We start from the raw sequence: 18130 nt of genomic DNA on the forward strand, positions 1-18130 counted from the left end.
GACAGACACTTAATTGCAATAATGACGCAAGTCAAAATTAGAGTGTCTGTCCACAATCTATTTAAAGGCCTCATGTTACGAATATAGTCTAGCACTCTCGCTACTATTACAGATTGAGTAATCTTTACTATTACTTTGAAAAAGTGTCTGTCCGCTTTGTTGATTGTAGCTACGTGAGCAATATTTATGATGTTGTCGAGTCACTGTCCACGGTTTCCTTTACATCGATTAAACAGACCATGGGAATATATAAGTGTCTGTCCAAACCTGTACCTGCCTCGCGTTGGGTGAGAAGCAGACGTTTCTCAATAACTTTTTTTGCAAGAAAATTCGATAATATGGATTTTTTGGCATGTCATGTGCGATGAATAGGCTTTACATCAGTCAATAAAATGAAAATAAGGTGTTTCGTTCAACTGCTCGATTCAATAGTAACGTCGAATAGTAACGTCGGACAGACACTTATTTTCAACAAGGAGGAGCTATGTCTAGCGATATTAAGAAAACAATGTGGAAAGCAATGTCAGATAGTCCAAAAGTAATGGTAAGTCTGGTAGGCGAGGATATGCATGCCGAGCCTATGTACGCCCAACTTGATAAAGATGCTGATAGCGAGTTTTGGTTTTACACAAGTCGAGACAACCGCATTGCAAAAGGTGGAAAAGCCATGGTTCACTTTGCATCCAAAGGCCATGATGTATTTGCTTGTATCCGAGGCAATCTCACTGTTGAATCACGTAAAGAGTTGATTGATAAATACTGGTCTAATCCAGTAGAAGCATGGTTTGAGAAAGGTAAAGATGATCCTTCTTTATTAATGCTTCGCTTTGAACTTATAGATGCAGAAGTGTGGGATGCAGACCCTTCATTCAAAGGTATGTTTAAAATGCTTACTGGCAAAACGGTGAAGCCAGAAGAGATGGGTGAGCACGAAAAGGTCGATCTTTAAACGCAGCATCATGGGCCAATTTTATGACGAAGCTTTGAGGCGTTGGGGCACTCACTCAGATGAGCGAGTGTCTGACCACAAGGGATTGTTTATTGAGATTGTTGGCTGATTATTAAGTGACTGTCCATTTTCAACTAAATTAAGCGTGGTGAACAATTACGGGTGTGTATCCTCATTAGGCTAGCAAATGAGTGTCTGTCCACACTAGTTTGCTAAATAAGTGTTAGCTTCATAAGTGTTATAGAAACAAAAAAGCCCCTCAAAACCAGATTAACCCGGTCTTAAGGGGCTTTCGTTATTTTTTTACGTTACAGCGTTTAGCTAAAAACTAAGGCAAAACCTTTTTGTAAGGTTTAACTACAACACTTTCGTAAACACCTGCTTCGATGTAAGGGTCAGCGTCTGCCCATGCTTGAGCAGCTTCTAGTGAATCAAACTCTGCGACTACTAGCGAACCAGTAAATCCGGCTGGGCCTGGATCTGGGCTATCCACAGCAGGGAAGGGGCCAGCCATGATTAAACGGCCCGCATCTTTTAATGCATTCAAACGTTCAAGGTGAGCAGGGCGCGCTGCCAAGCGCTTTTCTAGACTGTCCGCAACATCGGTTGCACAAATCATATATAGCATGCGTTTACCCTTTTGCCGTAGCTGCTTTCATGCTTTCAACAAAGCTGCCGAGCTCGCTTAGCATTTTGTGACTGTCCGATAAATTGGCAGCGATAATATTCACTGTCGCCGAGCCTGAAATTGCGCCAGCGGCACCTGCGTCAACAGCAGATTTAACCTGTTCAGGTGTAGAAATACCAAAACCTAACAATGCTGGTGCTGCTTTGTGTTTATTCAAGCGCTCAATAAGCTCTGAAGCAGGCACGTTTGCAGCAGTTTCTGCGCCAGTAACGCCCGCACGACCTAGCAAATACGTGTAGCCTTTTGAGTATTCCCCGATTTTTTCCATGGTTTCGTCAGTAGCATTAGGTGGTGCAATCAAAATCTGAGAAATGCCAGTGGCTTCGGCTGCTTTTTGGAAAGGTGCCGCCTCGCGAATAGGAACGTCAGCAACCAAAATTGAGTCAACGCCCGCGTCTTGCGCTTTGGAGTAAAAGTTTTCGATGCCTTGGGCCATTACTAAGTTGCTGTACAGTAGCAAGCCGATAGGCACATCTGGATACTTTGCGCGAACCCGTGAAATTACGCCCAAGCAATCTGCTACCGTTACTTTGCTTTCTAGAGCACGAATAGCTGAGGCTTGGATAGTCGGGCCATCAGCAATGGGATCAGAGTAAGGAATACCCAGCTCTAGTGCATCTGCCCCGCTTTCGATCAACTTACAAATAATAGCTTCAGATTGCGCTAAATCGGGGTCGCCTACCATAACGAAAGGTACGAATGCGCCCTGGTTTTTCTCATCAAGGCCTGCAAACATTTCTGCATATCTATCCATTATAAATCGTCCCCTAAAATGTTGATAACGTGCGCTAAATCTTTGTCGCCACGACCTGATAAGTTAACTACGATGATAGTCTCTTCTTCCGCTTCATCTGCCATATTAAGCGCGTGCGCTAAGGCATGCGACGATTCAAGGGCAGGAATAATACCTTCTTTCCTTGCAAGCAATTGAAATGCGTTCAGCGCTTCTTCGTCGGTAGCGGCCACGTATTCCGCTCGGCCAATATCGTGAAGGTAAGCATGCTGAGGGCCAACAGCAGGGTAGTCCAGACCAGCAGATACTGAGTAGCTCTCTTCAATCTGGCCTTCTTTGTCTTGCATAATGAAGGTGTAAGCGCCATGAAGAATACCTTTTGTACCCGTCACGATAGTTGCGCCGTGCTCTTTGGTGTGCACACCTTTACCCGCAGGCTCAACGCCAACTAGGCGCACAGATGGCTCATCAATAAAGTCTGCAAACATACCGATAGCATTTGAGCCTCCGCCGACACATGCTACTACGGCGTCAGGTAAGCGACCTTCTTTTTCCATAATTTGTGCACGAGTCTCTTCACCAATCATGCGGTGATATTCACGAACAATGGTAGGGAACGGGTGAGGACCCGCAGCTGTGCCTAACAAATAGTGCGCTTTATCATAGTTTGCTGACCAGTCGCGCATGGCTTCGTTTACGGCATCTTTAAGCGTACCAGAACCGGCATTCACAGGAATAACCTCTGCGCCCATAAGCTTCATTCGGAACACGTTTGGCGCTTGACGCTCAACATCTTTCGCACCCATATAAATACGTGCTTTTAGCCCCAATAATGCACATGCTAACGCGGTTGCAACACCGTGTTGGCCTGCTCCTGTTTCGGCGATAACTTCTTTTTTACCCATGCGCTTGGTAAGTAGCGCTTGGCCCAACACCTGGTTAGTTTTGTGTGCGCCGCCGTGAAGCAAGTCTTCACGCTTTAGGTATAATTTTACCTTTGGGTTGCTTACTAGATTGCGAGTTAACGTCATTGATGTGGGGCGACCGGCATAGTCTTTTAACAGAGATAAAAACTCTTCGTTAAATGTCGGGTCGTCCTTGGCATCCAAAAATGCTTTTTCCAGCTGGTCTAGCGCCGGAATAAGTAGCTCGGGCACGTACATGCCACCAAATTCACCAAATTTTGTATCTAACTGGTTCATTACGTTGTCCTATTTTTAAATTAGTAACGGCGGCAAATGGCAAAAAGCGCATCGAGTTTTTCTTCGCTTTTCACGCCGGGTGCGGTTTCTACACCTGAATTCACGTCAATAGCACCACTGCCGGTTGCAATAGCATCTGCAACGTTCTGGGCGTTGATACCACCAGCGAGCACTAACTTATGCTTCGCTTCGATATCGTTTAATAGCTGCCAGTTGAACGCTTCGCCCGTACCGCCTTTTGCATCGCCTACTTGGCAATCCAGAAGAACGCGGCTTACAAGGCTATTTTTTAAGTGTCTGTCCACTGCGTCTGGTAGTGCGTCAGAAGATGTTGCTTCAACGCCTTCGACTTTCCAAATTTCACAACCTTCTGGAAGCTTGGCAGCAAGCGCTGAAATGTAGGTGTCATCTTCGCTGCCGTGAAGCTGTACGGCAAAAAGGTTGAGCGAGGCGGCGAGTGATGCCACTTCATCAATGTCGTGATTAACGAACACACCAACAAAAGCACCGTCAACGCTCTGCGTTATAGTCAAAGCCTGTGCTTCGCTCACACAGCGTGGCGATTTTTCAGCGAAGATAAGCCCGCCAAAGCTAGCACCTTTATCAAACGCCATTTGCGCTTGTTCGGGGGTGGTAAGTCCACACACTTTAACTGCGCCATTCACTAACGTTTTTACTGCGCGCGGTAGGTCAGACTCTGCCATTAACGCACTGCCCACCAAAAAGCCTTGGGATACAGGCGCTAAACGAAGCACGTCTTGGTGTGTGTATATGCCCGACTCTGAAATAACCACGTAATCGTGCGTGGCTTTTTCAAGCATGGGCACAAGGCGTTCGGTTGTGGCTAAATCGGTAGAAAGGTCGCGTAAGTTGCGATTGTTGATACCAATGATATTGGCTTCAAGGGCAATAGCGCGCTCCATTTCTTCTTCATTACTTACTTCGGTAAGAATGTCTAATGACAGAGCATTGGCAACGCTTGCCAACTCGCGATATTCGTCATCATTTAGCACACTAAGCATTAATAGCACTGCGTCGGCATTATAGTGACGGGCTAGATACACTTGATAGGTATCAACGAAGAAATCTTTGTTAAGCACAGGCTGCGCAACACGCTCAGTAACATAAGCTAAGTACTCAAATTTACCTTGGAAGTACTTCTCGTCTGTCAGCACAGAAATACCGGCAGCATAAGGCGTGTAAGCCGCTAAGATCTCGTCTAAATCGAAATGCTCTCGAATAAGGCCTTTTGAAGGCGATGCTTTTTTGCATTCGAAGATAAAGCCTGCGTTTGGCTCACTAAGTGCGGCAAATAAACTCTTCTCGGAAGGAACTAGATTCGCCTTGAAGCCTTCTAGCGGCAGTGCATCTTTGCGTGCGGCCACTTCTTCTCGTTTGTCTGCAACAATTTTCTCAAGCACATTAGCCATTCGTGCTTACCTCCTGAGTAATTTTGGCAACCTTCGTTAATAACTGCATGGGTAACCCTTCGGCCATAGCGTTCATCGCCATTTCAGCCCCTTCTTTGAAGGTTGAGGCTTTACCGGTTACTTTCAACAGTGCCCCGCAGTTCATAGCGATAGCGGCACGGTGCGCCTCTTTACCTTCGCCGTTTAGCGCTGCTTCAACAAATTGTTTGTTTTCTTCAGGTTCACCGCCCTCAATCGCAGAAAGAGGATAATGCGGTAAACCGAAGTCTTCAGCGGTAACGGTAAGCTTGCGAATATCGCCATGCTCAAGGTCGTAAATCATTGATTCGCCGTGAAGCGCCAGTTCATCCAAGCCATCGCCATGCACTATCATTGCGCGGTGTTGGCCAAGCAGCATAAGGGTTTTTGCGTAAGGTTCAAGCAGTTCGGGGGAGTATACGCCGAAAACGCCATGAGTTGGACCCGCCGGGTTTGCCAGCGGCCCCAGTATATTAAACAAGGTTCTGGTCTTCATCGCAGCGCGCACGGGGGCTGCGTGGCGCATACCGGCGTGATAAACCGGTGCAAAAAGAAATGTGAAATTTGCTTCATCTAAGCACTTGCGGGAAGTTTCTGGGCTTATTTCTAAATTAAGACCAAACTGGCGAAACAAATCAGCAGAGCCAGACTTACTCGATACACTGCGATTACCGTGTTTCGCCACCTTCACGCCACAAGATGCAGCAACAACGCCGGCAGCGCTGGAAATATTAATGGTATTGTGGCCATCGCCGCCTGTACCAACGATATCTGCAAACTCATAAGAGGGAGAGGGAAAAGGCAATGCATTTGCAACCATGGCACTCGCTGCACCCGCAATTTCGCTGGGAGATTCTTTTTTCATTTTCAGCGCAGTCAGCACTGAAGCAATCATCACCTCGCTTTGCTCACCGTGCATGATGCTGTTAAACAAGCTGTATGCCTCGGTTTGCGACAGTGATTCTCGCAACATAATTTGTTCTAGTAGAGGGCCTGCGTTAAGCATGGTTCGCTCCCTGTAACGTTAAATAGTCAATACTTTGCTTTAACAGCAAACTGCCGTGGGCTGTTAAAATAGATTCTGGGTGAAATTGGAAACCCAACATGCGATCTTCGCTATTGTAAACTGCCATTACGGCCTCACTGCCGTCATCGTTTATTGTAGATGCGCAAACAGTAAGGTTTTCAGGCAATGAATGTGCCACTAAAGAGTGGTAGCGTGCTACATGTAAGGGCTGCTGTAAGCCTTTGAACATAGCATCTTCAGAATGGGTAATAGCAGAAGACTTGCCGTGCATAACTTGGCTGGCGCGACCTACGGTGCCGCCGTAATGCTCAACAATAGCTTGATGGCCTAAGCAAATACCAATTACGGGGAACACGCCGTGTACCTTTTTAAGTAGCTCAGGCATACAGCCGGCTTCACTTGGTGCGCCTGGACCTGGTGACAACATAAGAAGCACTGGGCCTTTCGTTGCTTGTTCCTGCATTCTTTCAAACAGAGTATTTGCTGAAACCGTGTTGCGATAGACCTTAATGTCTAGGTTTAAGGTGCGCAGTTCGTCCACAAGGTTGTAGGTAAATGAGTCTACGTTATCGAGCAAAAATAGGGTGGTCACTTGCTGATTCATGCGTTGCCTCCTTCATTTAATGCAACGTTAATACTTTCAGCTTCTTCTTGTAGCGCTGCTTTTACTGCACCAATTACCGCTTGCGCCTTAGCGCGGGTTTCGTCAGCTTCAGCTTGTGGAACCGAGTCATATACTACGCCTGCACCAGCTTGAATATAAGCCGTGCCGTTTTTCACAAACGCTGAGCGAATGACGATACAGGTGTCCATATCGCCTTGACCATTCAAGTAGCCAACCGCGCCGCCATAACTGCCGCGGCGTTTTTTCTCTACTTCGCGAATTAACGTCGCTGCGCTTACTTTTGGTGCGCCCACTAGTGTGCCCATGTTCATGCAGGCTTGATAAGCGTGCAGTGGATCTAAGTCGTCACGTAGCTGGCCAACCACGCGCGACACCAAGTGCATCACGTGAGAGTAACGGTCAACTTTTAGCAAGTCTTTCACATAGCGCGTACCTGGGCGACTCACCTTTGCCACATCGTTTCGGGCAAGGTCAACCAGCATAATGTGCTCAGACTTTTCTTTTGTGTCTTCGCGAAGGTTAAGCTCAATACGGCTGTCTAAATCTCTGTCGATACTGCCATCAGGGCGCTTGCCGCGTGGACGGGTACCAGCAATCGGGTAAATCTCTACCTGATTGCTCTCTCTTTCGTATTTAAGCGCTGATTCAGGAGAGGCACCAAATATGCTGAAAGCGGCATCTTGCATGTAAAACATGTAAGGGCTTGGGTTTGATTCTTTAAGTTTAGCGTAAGCAAGTAGGGGCGACGGGCAGGGGAGAGAGAATGTACGCGAGGGCACAACCTGAAAAATGTCGCCAGCTAAAATGTGCTGTTTTAAGTCCAGCACATGGTTGCAAAACTGTTCATCACTTAAATCAACACTCACTTCAACGCTTGGGTCAAAAGAAGAAAGTGACTGTCCGCTTTCGGTTTCGTTTGGGCTTTCTGAGTCGGAAACGAGTGACTGTCCGCTTTGTGCTTCACGTTCTACATCAGCAATCTTTGCTGTATTTGCACCGACTAGCACTGGCTCAGCGGGCATATCGTGTAGCTGCTGATGAATTGCTTCTAAGCGCTGAGCAATGGCAAAGTATTGCTGGGCAACGTCTTGTCCGCTAAAAACACTGCCAATTAAATGTGTCTCGCGGGTTTGGTGGTCAACGGTAATTAAGGTCTCTGCCAAGTAAAACACAAAGTCTGGACAGTCATTTTCACCTTCTGCAACATCGGGTAATTTTTCAAAGCCTGCTAGCATGTCGTAGGCAAATACACCGCCTAAGAAAACCGCGTGGGGATGTTGGCGGATTGGCGTTATCTTATTGATAACAATGCGAAGCGCGTCCATTACGCTTGCGGCTTTTAAGCGACTGTCTTCGTCAAGTTCACCGTCAGCTTCATCACACATCAAGGTGATTGAAGTGTCTGTCCTTTCTTTGATGTGTAGGCCGTCAGGGGCGTGGTCAACAAATAAAGGTAACACTGAAGCGCCGTTACCTGTCAGTGCTTTTACTTCAACGCGGTTGCCCCGGCATTCCATGCGCAGTGCTGCGTCAACCATTAACAAGCTTTGTAAATCGTCTTTAGAATCAATTTCTGCCGACTCTAAAAGCAATGCGTTATTTTTATTGCCACAAAGGTGGGCAAACGCGGCAAGTGGATCATCGACATAGTGTCCCACCTGCTCAATTGTCTCTACCTTACCTGGAGAAATCCCCAGTTCCGCTAAACTCATTTTTGCTACTCTCCAACTGCAAAAAGACAAAAAAAAGGCCCGTATAAACGGGCCTTTATGTGTATTCATTCACGCACTACAGTGCACACCGCCCGTTAAGTTAGGGAGTGCCACCACCAAGCTGCAATTGTCATTGCTGTCGAAATGTCGTATGAATGCATGAATTACTCGTTGTTTCTACAAACTTCAATAGGATTTGAAGCCGTTAGTACGTATACTTTGTGTGTATAGAAGAAAACAAATTGCCCTTTGTGTCAACCTAAAATTTGCATAAGACATTGAAAATAGATCTACATAGTCATACAAAATTCTCTGATGGCCACTTAACCCCAGAAGAATTAATCCTTCGCGCGCACACCATGCAGGTGGATGCGCTTGCCGTTACCGACCACGATACCGTAGCCGGTTTAGAAGAAGCGCACGCTACTCAAGCAAAACAAAAACGAGCACTCACTATAATTGATGGTGTTGAAATTTCCACCACATGGCACAGTTTCGATATCCATATAGTTGGATTAAATGTGGACAGACACTGCCCAACGTTTCTTGAGCGGCTGCAAGGCCAGTCTCAAACCCGAGAAGCCCGAGCTGAAAAAATTGCTGATAAGCTCGAAAAGTGTGGGTTTGAAGGTGTTCTAACGCGAGCAAAAGCGCTAGCGGGCGTTGGCCAAGTGACACGGGCGCACTTTGCGCGCGTATTAGTAAACAACTACGGTGTGCCAAGTATGGACGCCGCGTTTAAAAAGTATCTTGGCAAAGGCAAACGAGCTGCAGTTAAAGCAGAGTGGCCAAGCATCGAAACGGCTATCGAGTGGATACACGATGCAGGTGGACAAGCTGTACTGGCTCATCCTGCTCATTATGATATGACAGCGAAGTGGCTACGGCGCTTGGTGGCCTTGTTCGAACAAGCAGGTGGCGACGCCATTGAAACCGCATTTCCAGGTATCAATAAAACCAAACAAGAGCTTATTAATGAGCTTGCACAAACCCATGAGTTGTTAGCATCGGCGGGCTCTGATTTTCACTTTCCGTCTCGTTGGACTGAGCTGGGCAAAAATTTAGGCATTAGCAGTAAGCTCACTCCTGTATGGCATAATTGGAAACAATTTGAAGGGCAGATGGCTGAAAGCTAGGAAAATCTAATTTGCTACGCTCACGGTATGAATGGGTGATGTAACGCAAATGGTTCACGTGCGATTGATGAGCGATATTGCTAATTAATTTGCCGAGAGTTGTTAAGTAAAAAGCCCAAAAGCAAGCTTAATAAGTGGACAGACACTTACCCCGTAGGCAAAGTAGTATCGTTCTGCGCGTTTAAGAAAAGGAAGTAATTATGAGTCAATTTTTCTATGTGCACCCCGACAACCCGCAAAAGCGCCTAATTAGTCAGGCTTGTGAGTTAATTCGAGAGGGAGCAGTGGTGGTCTATCCGACAGACTCAGGCTACGCCATAGGTTGCCAAATGGAAGACAAAAAGGCGCTTGAGCAGTTGTGTCGTATTCGTCAAATCGATAAAGATCACAACTTTACCTTAATGTGCCGAGACATGTCTGAGCTATCAATTTACGCAAAAGTAGACAACACGGCGTTCAGACAAATTAAGAACAACACACCAGGGCGTTACACCTTCGTGTTGAAAGCGACCCGCGAAGTACCAAAGCGTTTGCAAAATCCTAAACGTAAAACCATAGGTATTCGTGTGCCCGATAACGCCATTGCACTTGCATTATTGGAAGAGCTGGGCGAGCCGTTGATGTCTACGTCTTTGATTTTGCCAGGTAACACCATGGCTGAATCAGACCCAGATGTCATTCGCGACAACCTAGAAAAGCAAGTAGGACTTATTATTCACGGTGGTTACATTGGTGAGCAGCCCACTACCGTGGTTGATTTGTCGGAAGACACGCCAGTCATTGTGCGACATGGCACGGGCGATCCGTCTCCCTTTGAGTAACTTTCATTTTCCTGTTTTTTGAACAGATTGTTGTAAATAGACCATTTTAAATAGCTTCTTTTGCTAGTTGCAGGTGAAAGCTATAGTAGGAAGCCGTAAGCTATGTCGCGAGGGCCTATAGCGCTTCGCTGTACAGCGAAGCGCTGCAGTCTCTCGCGTGAACGCGTAAATAATAATATCAATAATCGCCGCTTTGTTAGCGCGTAAAAACGGTTGTGGAACTGTGTCAGAGCTTGTTGAAGAAAATAATAACGATAATGAGGCCTCCGTTGAGAAGGGGCTTGCGACACCTGTTCAGCAGCCGTTGCCACTTGCGTTTATTAATGGCGAAGCGCTGATTGAAAAACCTGAAGATCTCTTCATTCCCCCCGATGCGCTAGAGGTTATATTAGAAACCTTCGAAGGGCCTCTCGACTTACTGCTTTATCTGATTAGAAAACAAAAGTTTGATATCACCACATTACCCATAGCTGACGTAACCAAGCAGTATATGGAATATGTGGATGCCATGATGTCGCTAAAATTAGAGCTGGCGGCAGAGTACTTGCTGATGGCAGCCATATTGGCAGAAATTAAGTCCAGACTTCTACTGCCTAAACGCAGTGACGATTCCGACGAAGAAGAAGACCCTCGCGCAGAGCTTATTCGCCGATTAAAAGAATACGAGCTAGTAAAGCAAGCAGCAGAAGATTTAGATATTCAGCCTAGACTTGAACGGGATATTTTCACCACTCACGTTGAACTAAGTGAGAATGTGGCGCCAATTCGTATTGAGCCCGACGTGTCTTTAGCTGAAATTGTATTGGCGTTCAGCGCGGCCATGAAGCGCGCTGAAGCGTTTGAACATCATACTATTGCTAGGGAAGCACTGAGCACGCGAGAGCGCATGTCGCTCATCTTGTCGTTACTCACAACAACAGAGTATACGCCGCTTGAACGCCTATTTACGGTTGAGGAAGGTAAGGCTGGTGTAGTGGTTTGCTTCTTAGCAATTTTAGAATTAGTAAAAGAACAGCTAATTTTATGCATTCAGGCAGGTCCTTATGCAAAAATTCATGTAAAATTAGGTGCCCATGAAGAAAATTAACACGGCGCAGCTTAAACAATTGGTTGAGGCAGCAATATTTGTTGCTGATAAGCCTATTTCAAAGCAGCATTTAAAAGAAACGGTACTTAATGAGTTTACCGTCGCTGATAGAACCTTGAGTAAGGTGCTTAACGAGCTAAAGTTAGATTATCAGCCAAGGGGCATTCAACTGGTGGAAGTAGCAAGTGGCTATCGCTTTCAGTCGTTAGATGCGTTAAGCCCGTGGTTAAGCAAATTGTGGCAGGAAAATGCGCCAAAGTATTCTAGAGCAATGCTCGAAACCTTGGCACTCATTGCTTATCGGCAACCTATAACCCGCGGAGAAATAGAGCAGGTAAGGGGCGTGGCGGTAAGCAGTAATATTATAAAGACACTCACAGAACGAGACTGGGTAAAGGTAGTAGGACACAAAGAAGTGCCTGGGCGACCAGCGCTTTACGCAACTACCAAAGGCTTTTTAGACTATTTTTCGATGACGTCGTTGAGCGATTTGCCCAATGCCGACGCTTTTGAAAATATGGCAGAAAGCGTTGCATCAGACTCGCCGCTTAAGGTGTTAAATGAGGCACCGTCAGAATAGACCGTGCGACCGTAAACAAGCAATTAAAGAGTGAAAAACCATGACTGAAAAGTTGCAAAAAGTGCTAGCTAACCAAGGGCTAGGCTCGCGACGAGAAATGGAACGTTGGATTGAAGAAGGCCGAGTATCGGTTAATGGTACAAAAGCGACATTAGGAGATAGAGTCGATCATACTGCGCAAATTCGTGTAGATGGTCATTTGTTATCTCGTCAGACAGAACAGCCTGTCTGCCGTGTGTTGATGTACAACAAGCCTGAAGGTGAATTGTGCAGCCGTCACGACCCTGAGGGGCGCGATACGGTATTTGACCGTCTTCCCGCTATTCGATTAGGACGTTGGATCACCGTTGGTCGTCTAGACATGAATACCAGTGGCCTGCTGTTATTCACCAACGATGGTGAACTAGCCAACCGCTTAATGCACCCAAAATGTGAAGTAGAACGCGAGTACGCAGTGCGTGTGTTCGGCGAAGTTACTGGAAAAACGCTTCATACCCTGCAAAAAGGGGTAGAACTAGAAGACGGCGAAGCAAAATTCCTGACAATTTCAGGTGCGCCTACGCCGCAGCATGCTGAAGATGAAAGCATGAACCGTTGGTACAACGTGACTTTGAAAGAAGGACGTAACCGCGAAGTACGTCGTCTTTGGGAATCGCAAGGCGTGCAGGTAAGCCGTTTGATCCGTGTTAAATATGGCCCAATCGAACTGCAAAAGCGTTTACCGCAAGGTGCATGGGTAGAACTTGGGTTAGAAGACGTGAACGCCCTCCGTAGTCATGTTCAACTGCCGGATGAAACGCAAACTATGGTTAATGTACGCCAGGGTAAACTTGACCACGCGCGTTTAAGTCGCATGCGTCGCTCGGTTAAAAAGCATAAAGTGCGTAAGCAACAAGGTTTGAATAAACGAGCTGGGCGCCCCGCTAAACGTAAGTAATATCCAACTATATCTATTTGAATACTCAAGGCCGCGAGCAAATGCTAGCGGCTTTTTTATGCCAGCATAAAATACAAACCTACTAACAATCAGAGTGGGTAAATTAATGCTACTAATCAATTAGCGTGTTGCGATCTTCTTTCCAAACGATGGCGTAGGAACGTATGAATCTGCTACATCAAGTAGCAAAGGCCACACGGAATAGGAGATTGTTATGAAAGATATGCCTCAGTTAGGAATGGGAACGTTTCGATTAAAGGGTGACGAGGCCCGTGAATCAGTCAGTAAAGCGCTAGAGGTTGGTTTCAGACACATTGACACCGCACAAATTTATGACAACGAAGCACAAGTTGGCGATGCCATAAAAACCAGCGGCCTTGATAGAAGCGAACTGTTTGTCACCACCAAGGTGTGGTATGAATCTTTGGGAGACGATCACTTTATACCAAGCGTTCACGAAAGCTTAGAAAAGCTAAAGCTAGAATATGTTGATTTGCTTCTTATTCATTGGCCATATCCAGGTAACGATATTTCACTAGAAAGTTACTTAGGCAATCTTGCCAAGGCGAAAGAGCTTGGGCTTACTCGTCATATTGGGGTGTCTAATTTCACTATTGATTTGTTAGATAAGGCCGAAAAAATTCTTGGTAAAGGCGAAATTTACACTAACCAAATTGAAATCCATCCTTTCATGCAAAATAAGAAAGTTGTTGAAGCGTGTAAGGGAAAAGGCATAAAAGCGACCGCATATATGCCATTTGCTGTAGGCAAAGTTATGAAGGATGAAAACTTATTGCGAATAGCGCAAAACCACAATGCGACGCCGGCGCAAGTGATATTGGCGTGGATGGAGAAACGCCACATTCACGCCATTCCTTCATCAACCAGTAAAGTACATTTGGCGGAGAATTTAGCTTACGGTGGTGCACATCTAACTGATTCAGAGCTCGAGCTTATTGATGATCTAGATAACGGTGACCGAATTGTAAGCCCAGATTTTGCTCCAGACTGGGATTAACGATTTATAGAGCGCGTTTATCTTTAGACTACTAACGGGATAGCGTTTAATTTTACCTAGCTCTGTGTACTAGGCTAAAGTGAGGGCCGCCTTTGAGGTACTAATGGCGGCCCTTGAAGAGTCTTTGAATTACCGGTTCAGATTAAATCGATAGATGTGACTTGGTATGGACTCGTGTAGAGGTGTTTTTTAAGGCATGTGATACCGAAAACATCACATGCTCTATTCGGCTTGCTCTATTTCTTTGATGACTTTGGCAGGGTTACCACCAATGACCACATTGTCCCTAAAAGACTTAGTTACCACCGCGCCAGAGGCCACAACCACATTGTCACCCAATGTCACACCAGGGTTTATCACCGCCATGCCTCCAATCCAGCAATTGTCGCCAATAGTTATAGGCTTGGCGAACTCGATGCCGGTTGCCCTTTGCACAGGATCTAATGGGTGCGTAGCGGTGTACAAACCGACTTGAGGCGCAATCATGCAGTTATCACCTATCGTGACCTTCGCTGCATCTAAAATCACACAATTGAAGTTAGCGAAAAAATTCTCGCCTACGTGGATATTTTCGCCGTAGTCGCATTTGAATGAAGACTCGATGTAAAGCCTTTTTCCAGTACTACCAAACAGCTCCTTCAATAGTCTTGTACGCTTTTTGTGGTCGCTTTGACAAGTCGCGTTGAGCTCGTCTAATTGTATACGGCATTGCTTTCGCAACGCCGTCAACGCTTTGTCTGAAGGGAAGTATAAATCGCCAGCAAGCATCTTTTCTTGTTCAGTCATGTCATTCCGAAACGTTAGGCTTGGATATTGGAGCCAATACGTTACTGCGCACCATCGTAGCTTACAACGACTTTTTGTTTTAACTCGTCACTTTCAATGTCTAGGTTAACAGGGCGGTGCAGAACAATATTGCCGTCTACAGTAACCGATGCACTAATCGATAGGGTAGGTTTGTTGTCTGATTTCTTGCCCCACGAGCTTTCACTTTCCTTATATACGATATCGCCTAAAACGTGAGAAGAGCCAGATAAAGTAATATCGCCGTTGAGTGTTTTGATGTGTTTTTCAATGGTTGTATCAACGGCTGTTATGTCTCCATTCACTGTTTCAACGCTACCGCCAATTGTACTTTGAGTAGGAAGCGTAACATTTCCATTCACGGTCTCTATACCCTTAAGCACATTGAGGTGTGAATCTGCATTTACATCGCCATTTACAATGTCGATATTTCGGACAGACACATGGCTACCCATTTCAAGGTTTCCGTTAACGATGCTGACTTCATCCGCGCCACCATGATCGCTAATTTCCACATTGCCATTAACAGATGAAATATCGCCAGCGTGCTTCCCTTCAGCTATGTCAATATTGCCTAGAATAGAACTGAAATCGCTGCCTTCTAATGCACTAGCGTCGCCAACATGGATTACGCAGCCAGTTAGCAAAGAGGCTGAAAGCAACATAGCTGCACTAGCAATAATAGACTTTTTCATATTCTTATATCCTTGATTGTTTTATAAATACTTAATAACACGCTTTGACGGTATTGATATCAAACACAAATTTTGTTGTGCATTTATAAAATACATATCACGTATCATGCCACTCTTAAAAAACATTTTAAATCAAAAGGTTAGTTTGATATGCCAAAGGGGGAAGACTGCCTCAATGGTGTAATGACTAATTTTATAGTTTCATCTGCCACCGGATGGCGAATTTGACCATCCTGTACCACATGGCCCTAAGCTCAGAAGGGAGCTCAGAAGGGGACAGACACTCGCTTAAAAGAAATTAATAAAAGAAATGAATTAGAGAAATGGACAGACACTCAATGTGAATACACTTTTTGGTTACAAGCTGCTTTTTTCAGTGTGTGTCCAAGAAGTACAGGTAGCAATTTGAGTGTGTGTCCACGAGTACAGGCGAGGTTTTAACCTATGCGAGTGTCTGTCCTCAAATTTTAATAGTATGTTGGTATATGTGGTTTTTACTTTTTAGCGAGGTTAGGTGGCGATGATAAAGATTTATCACAACCCAGAGTGCGGCACGTCTAGGAATGTACTGGCGGTGATCAAGGCTGCTGGGTATGAGGTGCAGGTTATTGAGTATTTACATATTGGGTGGGAACGTGAACAACTAACTTATTTGTTAAATGCAGCTAACCTTAACCCTCGACAGGCACTTCGCACAACAAAGTCGCCAGCTGCTGAACTAGGGTTACTTGATGAGACAGTGAGTAACGAAACTATTTTTGAATTGATGTTGAAACACCCCATTTTAGTGAATCGGCCTATTGTTTGCATTTCCAAAGGTGAATACGAAAAGTCGGCCTCATCTATCGAACTAGTCGATGACGCCAAGACTGTTTCTAGTAGATTGAAAGAAACAGTAAAACTTTGCCGGCCAAGTGAAGCTGTTTTAGATATTTTACCTGTATGGCCACAAGGCCCTTTGGCTAAAGAAGACGGAACACCACTTATAGACCAAGATGGTAAACGAGTAATTTAAACGGAGTAGTTTATGCAGGACAAGTACACGCAATTGAATAAGGCTAAAAGGCTTGCATTGGCCTGTTTGATTTTTGCCGCAGGTGTATTTGTCTTTACAGTATTACTACCCAAGTTTTACCCAAACCTGCAGAGTGCATGGTGGTTAGGGCTTATTAAGATGGCGAGTGAGGCGGCACTTATTGGTGGTCTAGCTGACTGGTTTGCAGTGACGGCATTATTTAAGCCAATTCCAGCGAAGTACCCCATTCCTCACACCAATATCGTGGCTAGTAACAAGTCTGTTATTGCTAATAACCTGTCATTGTTCGTTAAGGAAAAGTTCTTTCATCCCGAAGCAATAGAAAAGCTAATTCGGGACAGCGACCCTGCTAAGGGCGCGGGAAGGTGGTTGTCACAGGATAGAAACGCTGCCCGTTTAAGTCGCTTTCTATGCGATGCTTTCGCAGGCGTTCTGCGTGTACTCGATGACAAACCTGTGAAAGCGTTTATCGCTAAAACCGCACAGAAGGGCATTAACCAACTTGATCTTAGACAATTGATGGCAACCTCGTTAAGCGCCGTTACGAAAGAGCGTCAGCATCAGGTAGTGCTTGATAGGGTATTAGGAAAATTAGCCAAACTGCTCGCAGAGCCAGAAACACAAATCTACATAGCAGATACCTTAGTGGTCTGGTTAAAAACAGAATATAGCCGTATTGAAAAGTTATTGCCGTCTAGTTGGCTAAGCGAGCAGGGGGCACTCATTGCCGTTAAAGCGGTTTCAAGTATTTTAGAAGATATATACGAGGATGAGCACCATCCTATTCGCCATGCGTTCGACGAGCAGGTGCATGAGTTTTTATACGAGCTACAGCACAGCCCGTTAATGGAGAAAAAGGTAAACAGCTACCGTGAAAAAATCATCAATGACCCTGCGTTAAATACCTATGTTCAGCAATCATGGGCCAAATTCCATCAATGGCTTTTAAGGTCGCTTGAAGAGCAAAATGGCAAAGCAGAAACTAAAGTGTCGGGTCTTCTGAAAGATTTGGGCACAACGTTAACGCAAGACAGCGAGTTGGCAAAAGCGTTTAATAAGCATATTGGTGAAGCAGCAAAATATATGGCGCCTGAGTTGGCTGAATTTCTAACCCGTCACATACGCGATACCATTAATAGCTGGGATGAACGTGAAATGGCTGTTCAGGTGGAGCTAAATATCGGTCGCGATCTTCAAAAAGTACGTATAAATGGCACGATTGTAGGCGGGTTGATAGGTGCAATATTGTTTGGTGTAGAGACGCTGCTGGGCCTCTGATACAAATGAATTGGATTTATTCTTAGAGGTGTCGAAATTATTTACAGTTCAAAAAGTAGACAGCATTGTGAAAGTTATAGTTGTATGAAAAATATACGCTATTTAATGTGGGTATGGTTTATGCTACCAAGGCGAAACGCTAAATAATCAATATTGGTGCGTGGTGCAGTAGGTATTACGTTTAGTTGTCGCAAGCCCTTCTACGGCGAAAATTGATAGTTGTTTTAGTTACATTCAAAGTAATTAAAAAAAGGCTATCTTCAAGGATGAACATATTTTATAAGGAAGTAACGCAACGTTGTCCTCATGGCATTGTTGTATTCGAAATATTTCTCAGCTTACTCTCTCTTAACT

Annotated in this window: 18 protein-coding genes; 9 read left to right on the top strand and 9 right to left on the bottom strand. The window is 45.3% G+C overall.

Annotated features, from left to right (window positions below; all coding sequences use genetic code 11):
• Nucleotides 1-484: 484 nt before the first annotated feature.
• Nucleotides 485-949, top strand: a complete 465-nt coding sequence (locus tag V7R55_RS17110; protein WP_334060463.1) for a pyridoxamine 5'-phosphate oxidase family protein — start codon at nucleotides 485-487, stop codon at nucleotides 947-949.
• 328 nt (nucleotides 950-1277) lie between these two features.
• Here V7R55_RS17110 and V7R55_RS17115 read toward each other — a convergent pair whose 3' ends face one another.
• The 7 genes from V7R55_RS17115 to V7R55_RS17145 are packed head-to-tail and all read right to left on the bottom strand — an operon-like array spanning nucleotide 1278 to nucleotide 8384.
• Nucleotides 1278-1577 (bottom strand): YciI family protein, encoded by a 300-nt coding sequence (locus tag V7R55_RS17115; RefSeq protein WP_334060464.1) that lies wholly within the window; start codon nucleotides 1575-1577, stop codon nucleotides 1278-1280.
• A gap of 4 nt (nucleotides 1578-1581) precedes the next feature.
• Nucleotides 1582-2391, bottom strand: a complete 810-nt coding sequence (gene trpA, locus V7R55_RS17120; RefSeq protein ID WP_334060465.1) for a tryptophan synthase subunit alpha — start codon at nucleotides 2389-2391, stop codon at nucleotides 1582-1584.
• Nucleotides 2391-3572 carry a tryptophan synthase subunit beta gene (trpB, locus tag V7R55_RS17125; protein WP_014976090.1) on the bottom strand — a complete coding sequence of 394 codons (1182 nt, stop codon included), beginning with the start codon at nucleotides 3570-3572 and terminating at the stop codon, nucleotides 2391-2393. Before trpB ends, trpA begins: the two co-directional genes overlap by 1 nt.
• Nucleotides 3573-3592: 20 nt before the next feature.
• Nucleotides 3593-5002: a bifunctional indole-3-glycerol-phosphate synthase TrpC/phosphoribosylanthranilate isomerase TrpF gene (gene trpCF / locus V7R55_RS17130; protein ID WP_334060466.1), complete on the bottom strand. Its 1410-nt coding sequence runs from the start codon at nucleotides 5000-5002 to the stop codon at nucleotides 3593-3595.
• Nucleotides 4995-6026 carry an anthranilate phosphoribosyltransferase gene (gene trpD, locus V7R55_RS17135; protein ID WP_334060467.1) on the bottom strand — a complete coding sequence of 344 codons (1032 nt, stop codon included), beginning with the start codon at nucleotides 6024-6026 and terminating at the stop codon, nucleotides 4995-4997. The genes trpCF and trpD overlap by 8 nt, the downstream gene beginning before the upstream one ends.
• Nucleotides 6019-6651, bottom strand: coding sequence for an aminodeoxychorismate/anthranilate synthase component II (locus V7R55_RS17140; protein ID WP_334060468.1), 633 nt, complete (start codon nucleotides 6649-6651; stop codon nucleotides 6019-6021). Before V7R55_RS17140 ends, trpD begins: the two co-directional genes overlap by 8 nt.
• Nucleotides 6648-8384, bottom strand: coding sequence for an anthranilate synthase component 1 (locus V7R55_RS17145; protein WP_334060469.1), 1737 nt, complete (start codon nucleotides 8382-8384; stop codon nucleotides 6648-6650). The genes V7R55_RS17140 and V7R55_RS17145 overlap by 4 nt, the downstream gene beginning before the upstream one ends.
• Before the next feature lie 278 nt (nucleotides 8385-8662).
• Here V7R55_RS17145 and V7R55_RS17150 point away from each other — a divergent pair, with 278 nt between their 5' ends.
• The 6 genes from V7R55_RS17150 (at nucleotide 8663) to dkgB (ending at nucleotide 13963) form a co-directional block, all read left to right on the top strand.
• Complete coding sequence (locus V7R55_RS17150) at nucleotides 8663-9520, top strand: PHP domain-containing protein (RefSeq protein ID WP_334060470.1); 858 nt, start codon at nucleotides 8663-8665, stop codon at nucleotides 9518-9520.
• Between the two features lie 200 nt (nucleotides 9521-9720).
• Nucleotides 9721-10341: an L-threonylcarbamoyladenylate synthase gene (locus V7R55_RS17155; protein WP_014948946.1), complete on the top strand. Its 621-nt coding sequence runs from the start codon at nucleotides 9721-9723 to the stop codon at nucleotides 10339-10341.
• Between the two features lie 223 nt (nucleotides 10342-10564).
• Entirely contained in the window at nucleotides 10565-11428 is an 864-nt protein-coding gene (locus V7R55_RS17160) for a segregation and condensation protein A (protein ID WP_334060471.1), read from the top strand.
• The gene (scpB, locus tag V7R55_RS17165; protein ID WP_061485340.1) at nucleotides 11415-12008 is read left to right on the top strand and encodes an SMC-Scp complex subunit ScpB; all 594 of its coding nucleotides are present in this window, start codon (nucleotides 11415-11417) and stop codon (nucleotides 12006-12008) included. Before V7R55_RS17160 ends, scpB begins: the two co-directional genes overlap by 14 nt.
• A gap of 40 nt (nucleotides 12009-12048) precedes the next feature.
• Nucleotides 12049-12945 carry a 23S rRNA pseudouridine(2605) synthase RluB gene (rluB, locus tag V7R55_RS17170; protein WP_334060472.1) on the top strand — a complete coding sequence of 299 codons (897 nt, stop codon included), beginning with the start codon at nucleotides 12049-12051 and terminating at the stop codon, nucleotides 12943-12945.
• Nucleotides 12946-13159: 214 nt separating this feature from the next.
• Nucleotides 13160-13963 (top strand): 2,5-didehydrogluconate reductase DkgB, encoded by an 804-nt coding sequence (gene dkgB / locus V7R55_RS17175; protein WP_334060473.1) that lies wholly within the window; start codon nucleotides 13160-13162, stop codon nucleotides 13961-13963.
• A gap of 222 nt (nucleotides 13964-14185) precedes the next feature.
• On the opposite strand, the gene V7R55_RS17180 is transcribed toward dkgB, so the two are convergent.
• Entirely contained in the window at nucleotides 14186-14749 is a 564-nt protein-coding gene (locus tag V7R55_RS17180) for a sugar O-acetyltransferase (RefSeq protein ID WP_334060474.1), read from the bottom strand.
• Between the two features lie 41 nt (nucleotides 14750-14790).
• Nucleotides 14791-15462, bottom strand: a complete 672-nt coding sequence (locus V7R55_RS17185; protein ID WP_334060475.1) for a hypothetical protein — start codon at nucleotides 15460-15462, stop codon at nucleotides 14791-14793.
• A 520-nt stretch (nucleotides 15463-15982) separates the two neighbouring features.
• Here V7R55_RS17185 and V7R55_RS17190 point away from each other — a divergent pair.
• The gene (locus V7R55_RS17190; RefSeq protein WP_334060476.1) at nucleotides 15983-16477 is read left to right on the top strand and encodes an arsenate reductase family protein; all 495 of its coding nucleotides are present in this window, start codon (nucleotides 15983-15985) and stop codon (nucleotides 16475-16477) included.
• Between the two features lie 12 nt (nucleotides 16478-16489).
• On the top strand, nucleotides 16490-17776 hold the full coding sequence (locus V7R55_RS17195) for a DUF445 domain-containing protein (RefSeq protein ID WP_334060477.1): 1287 nt from the start codon (nucleotides 16490-16492) through the stop codon (nucleotides 17774-17776).
• Nucleotides 17777-18130 lie beyond the last annotated feature (354 nt).

Origin of the sequence: Alteromonas sp. S005 (assembly GCF_036864475.1) — a bacterium.
In the GTDB taxonomy this organism is placed as follows: Bacteria; Pseudomonadota; Gammaproteobacteria; order Enterobacterales; family Alteromonadaceae; genus Alteromonas.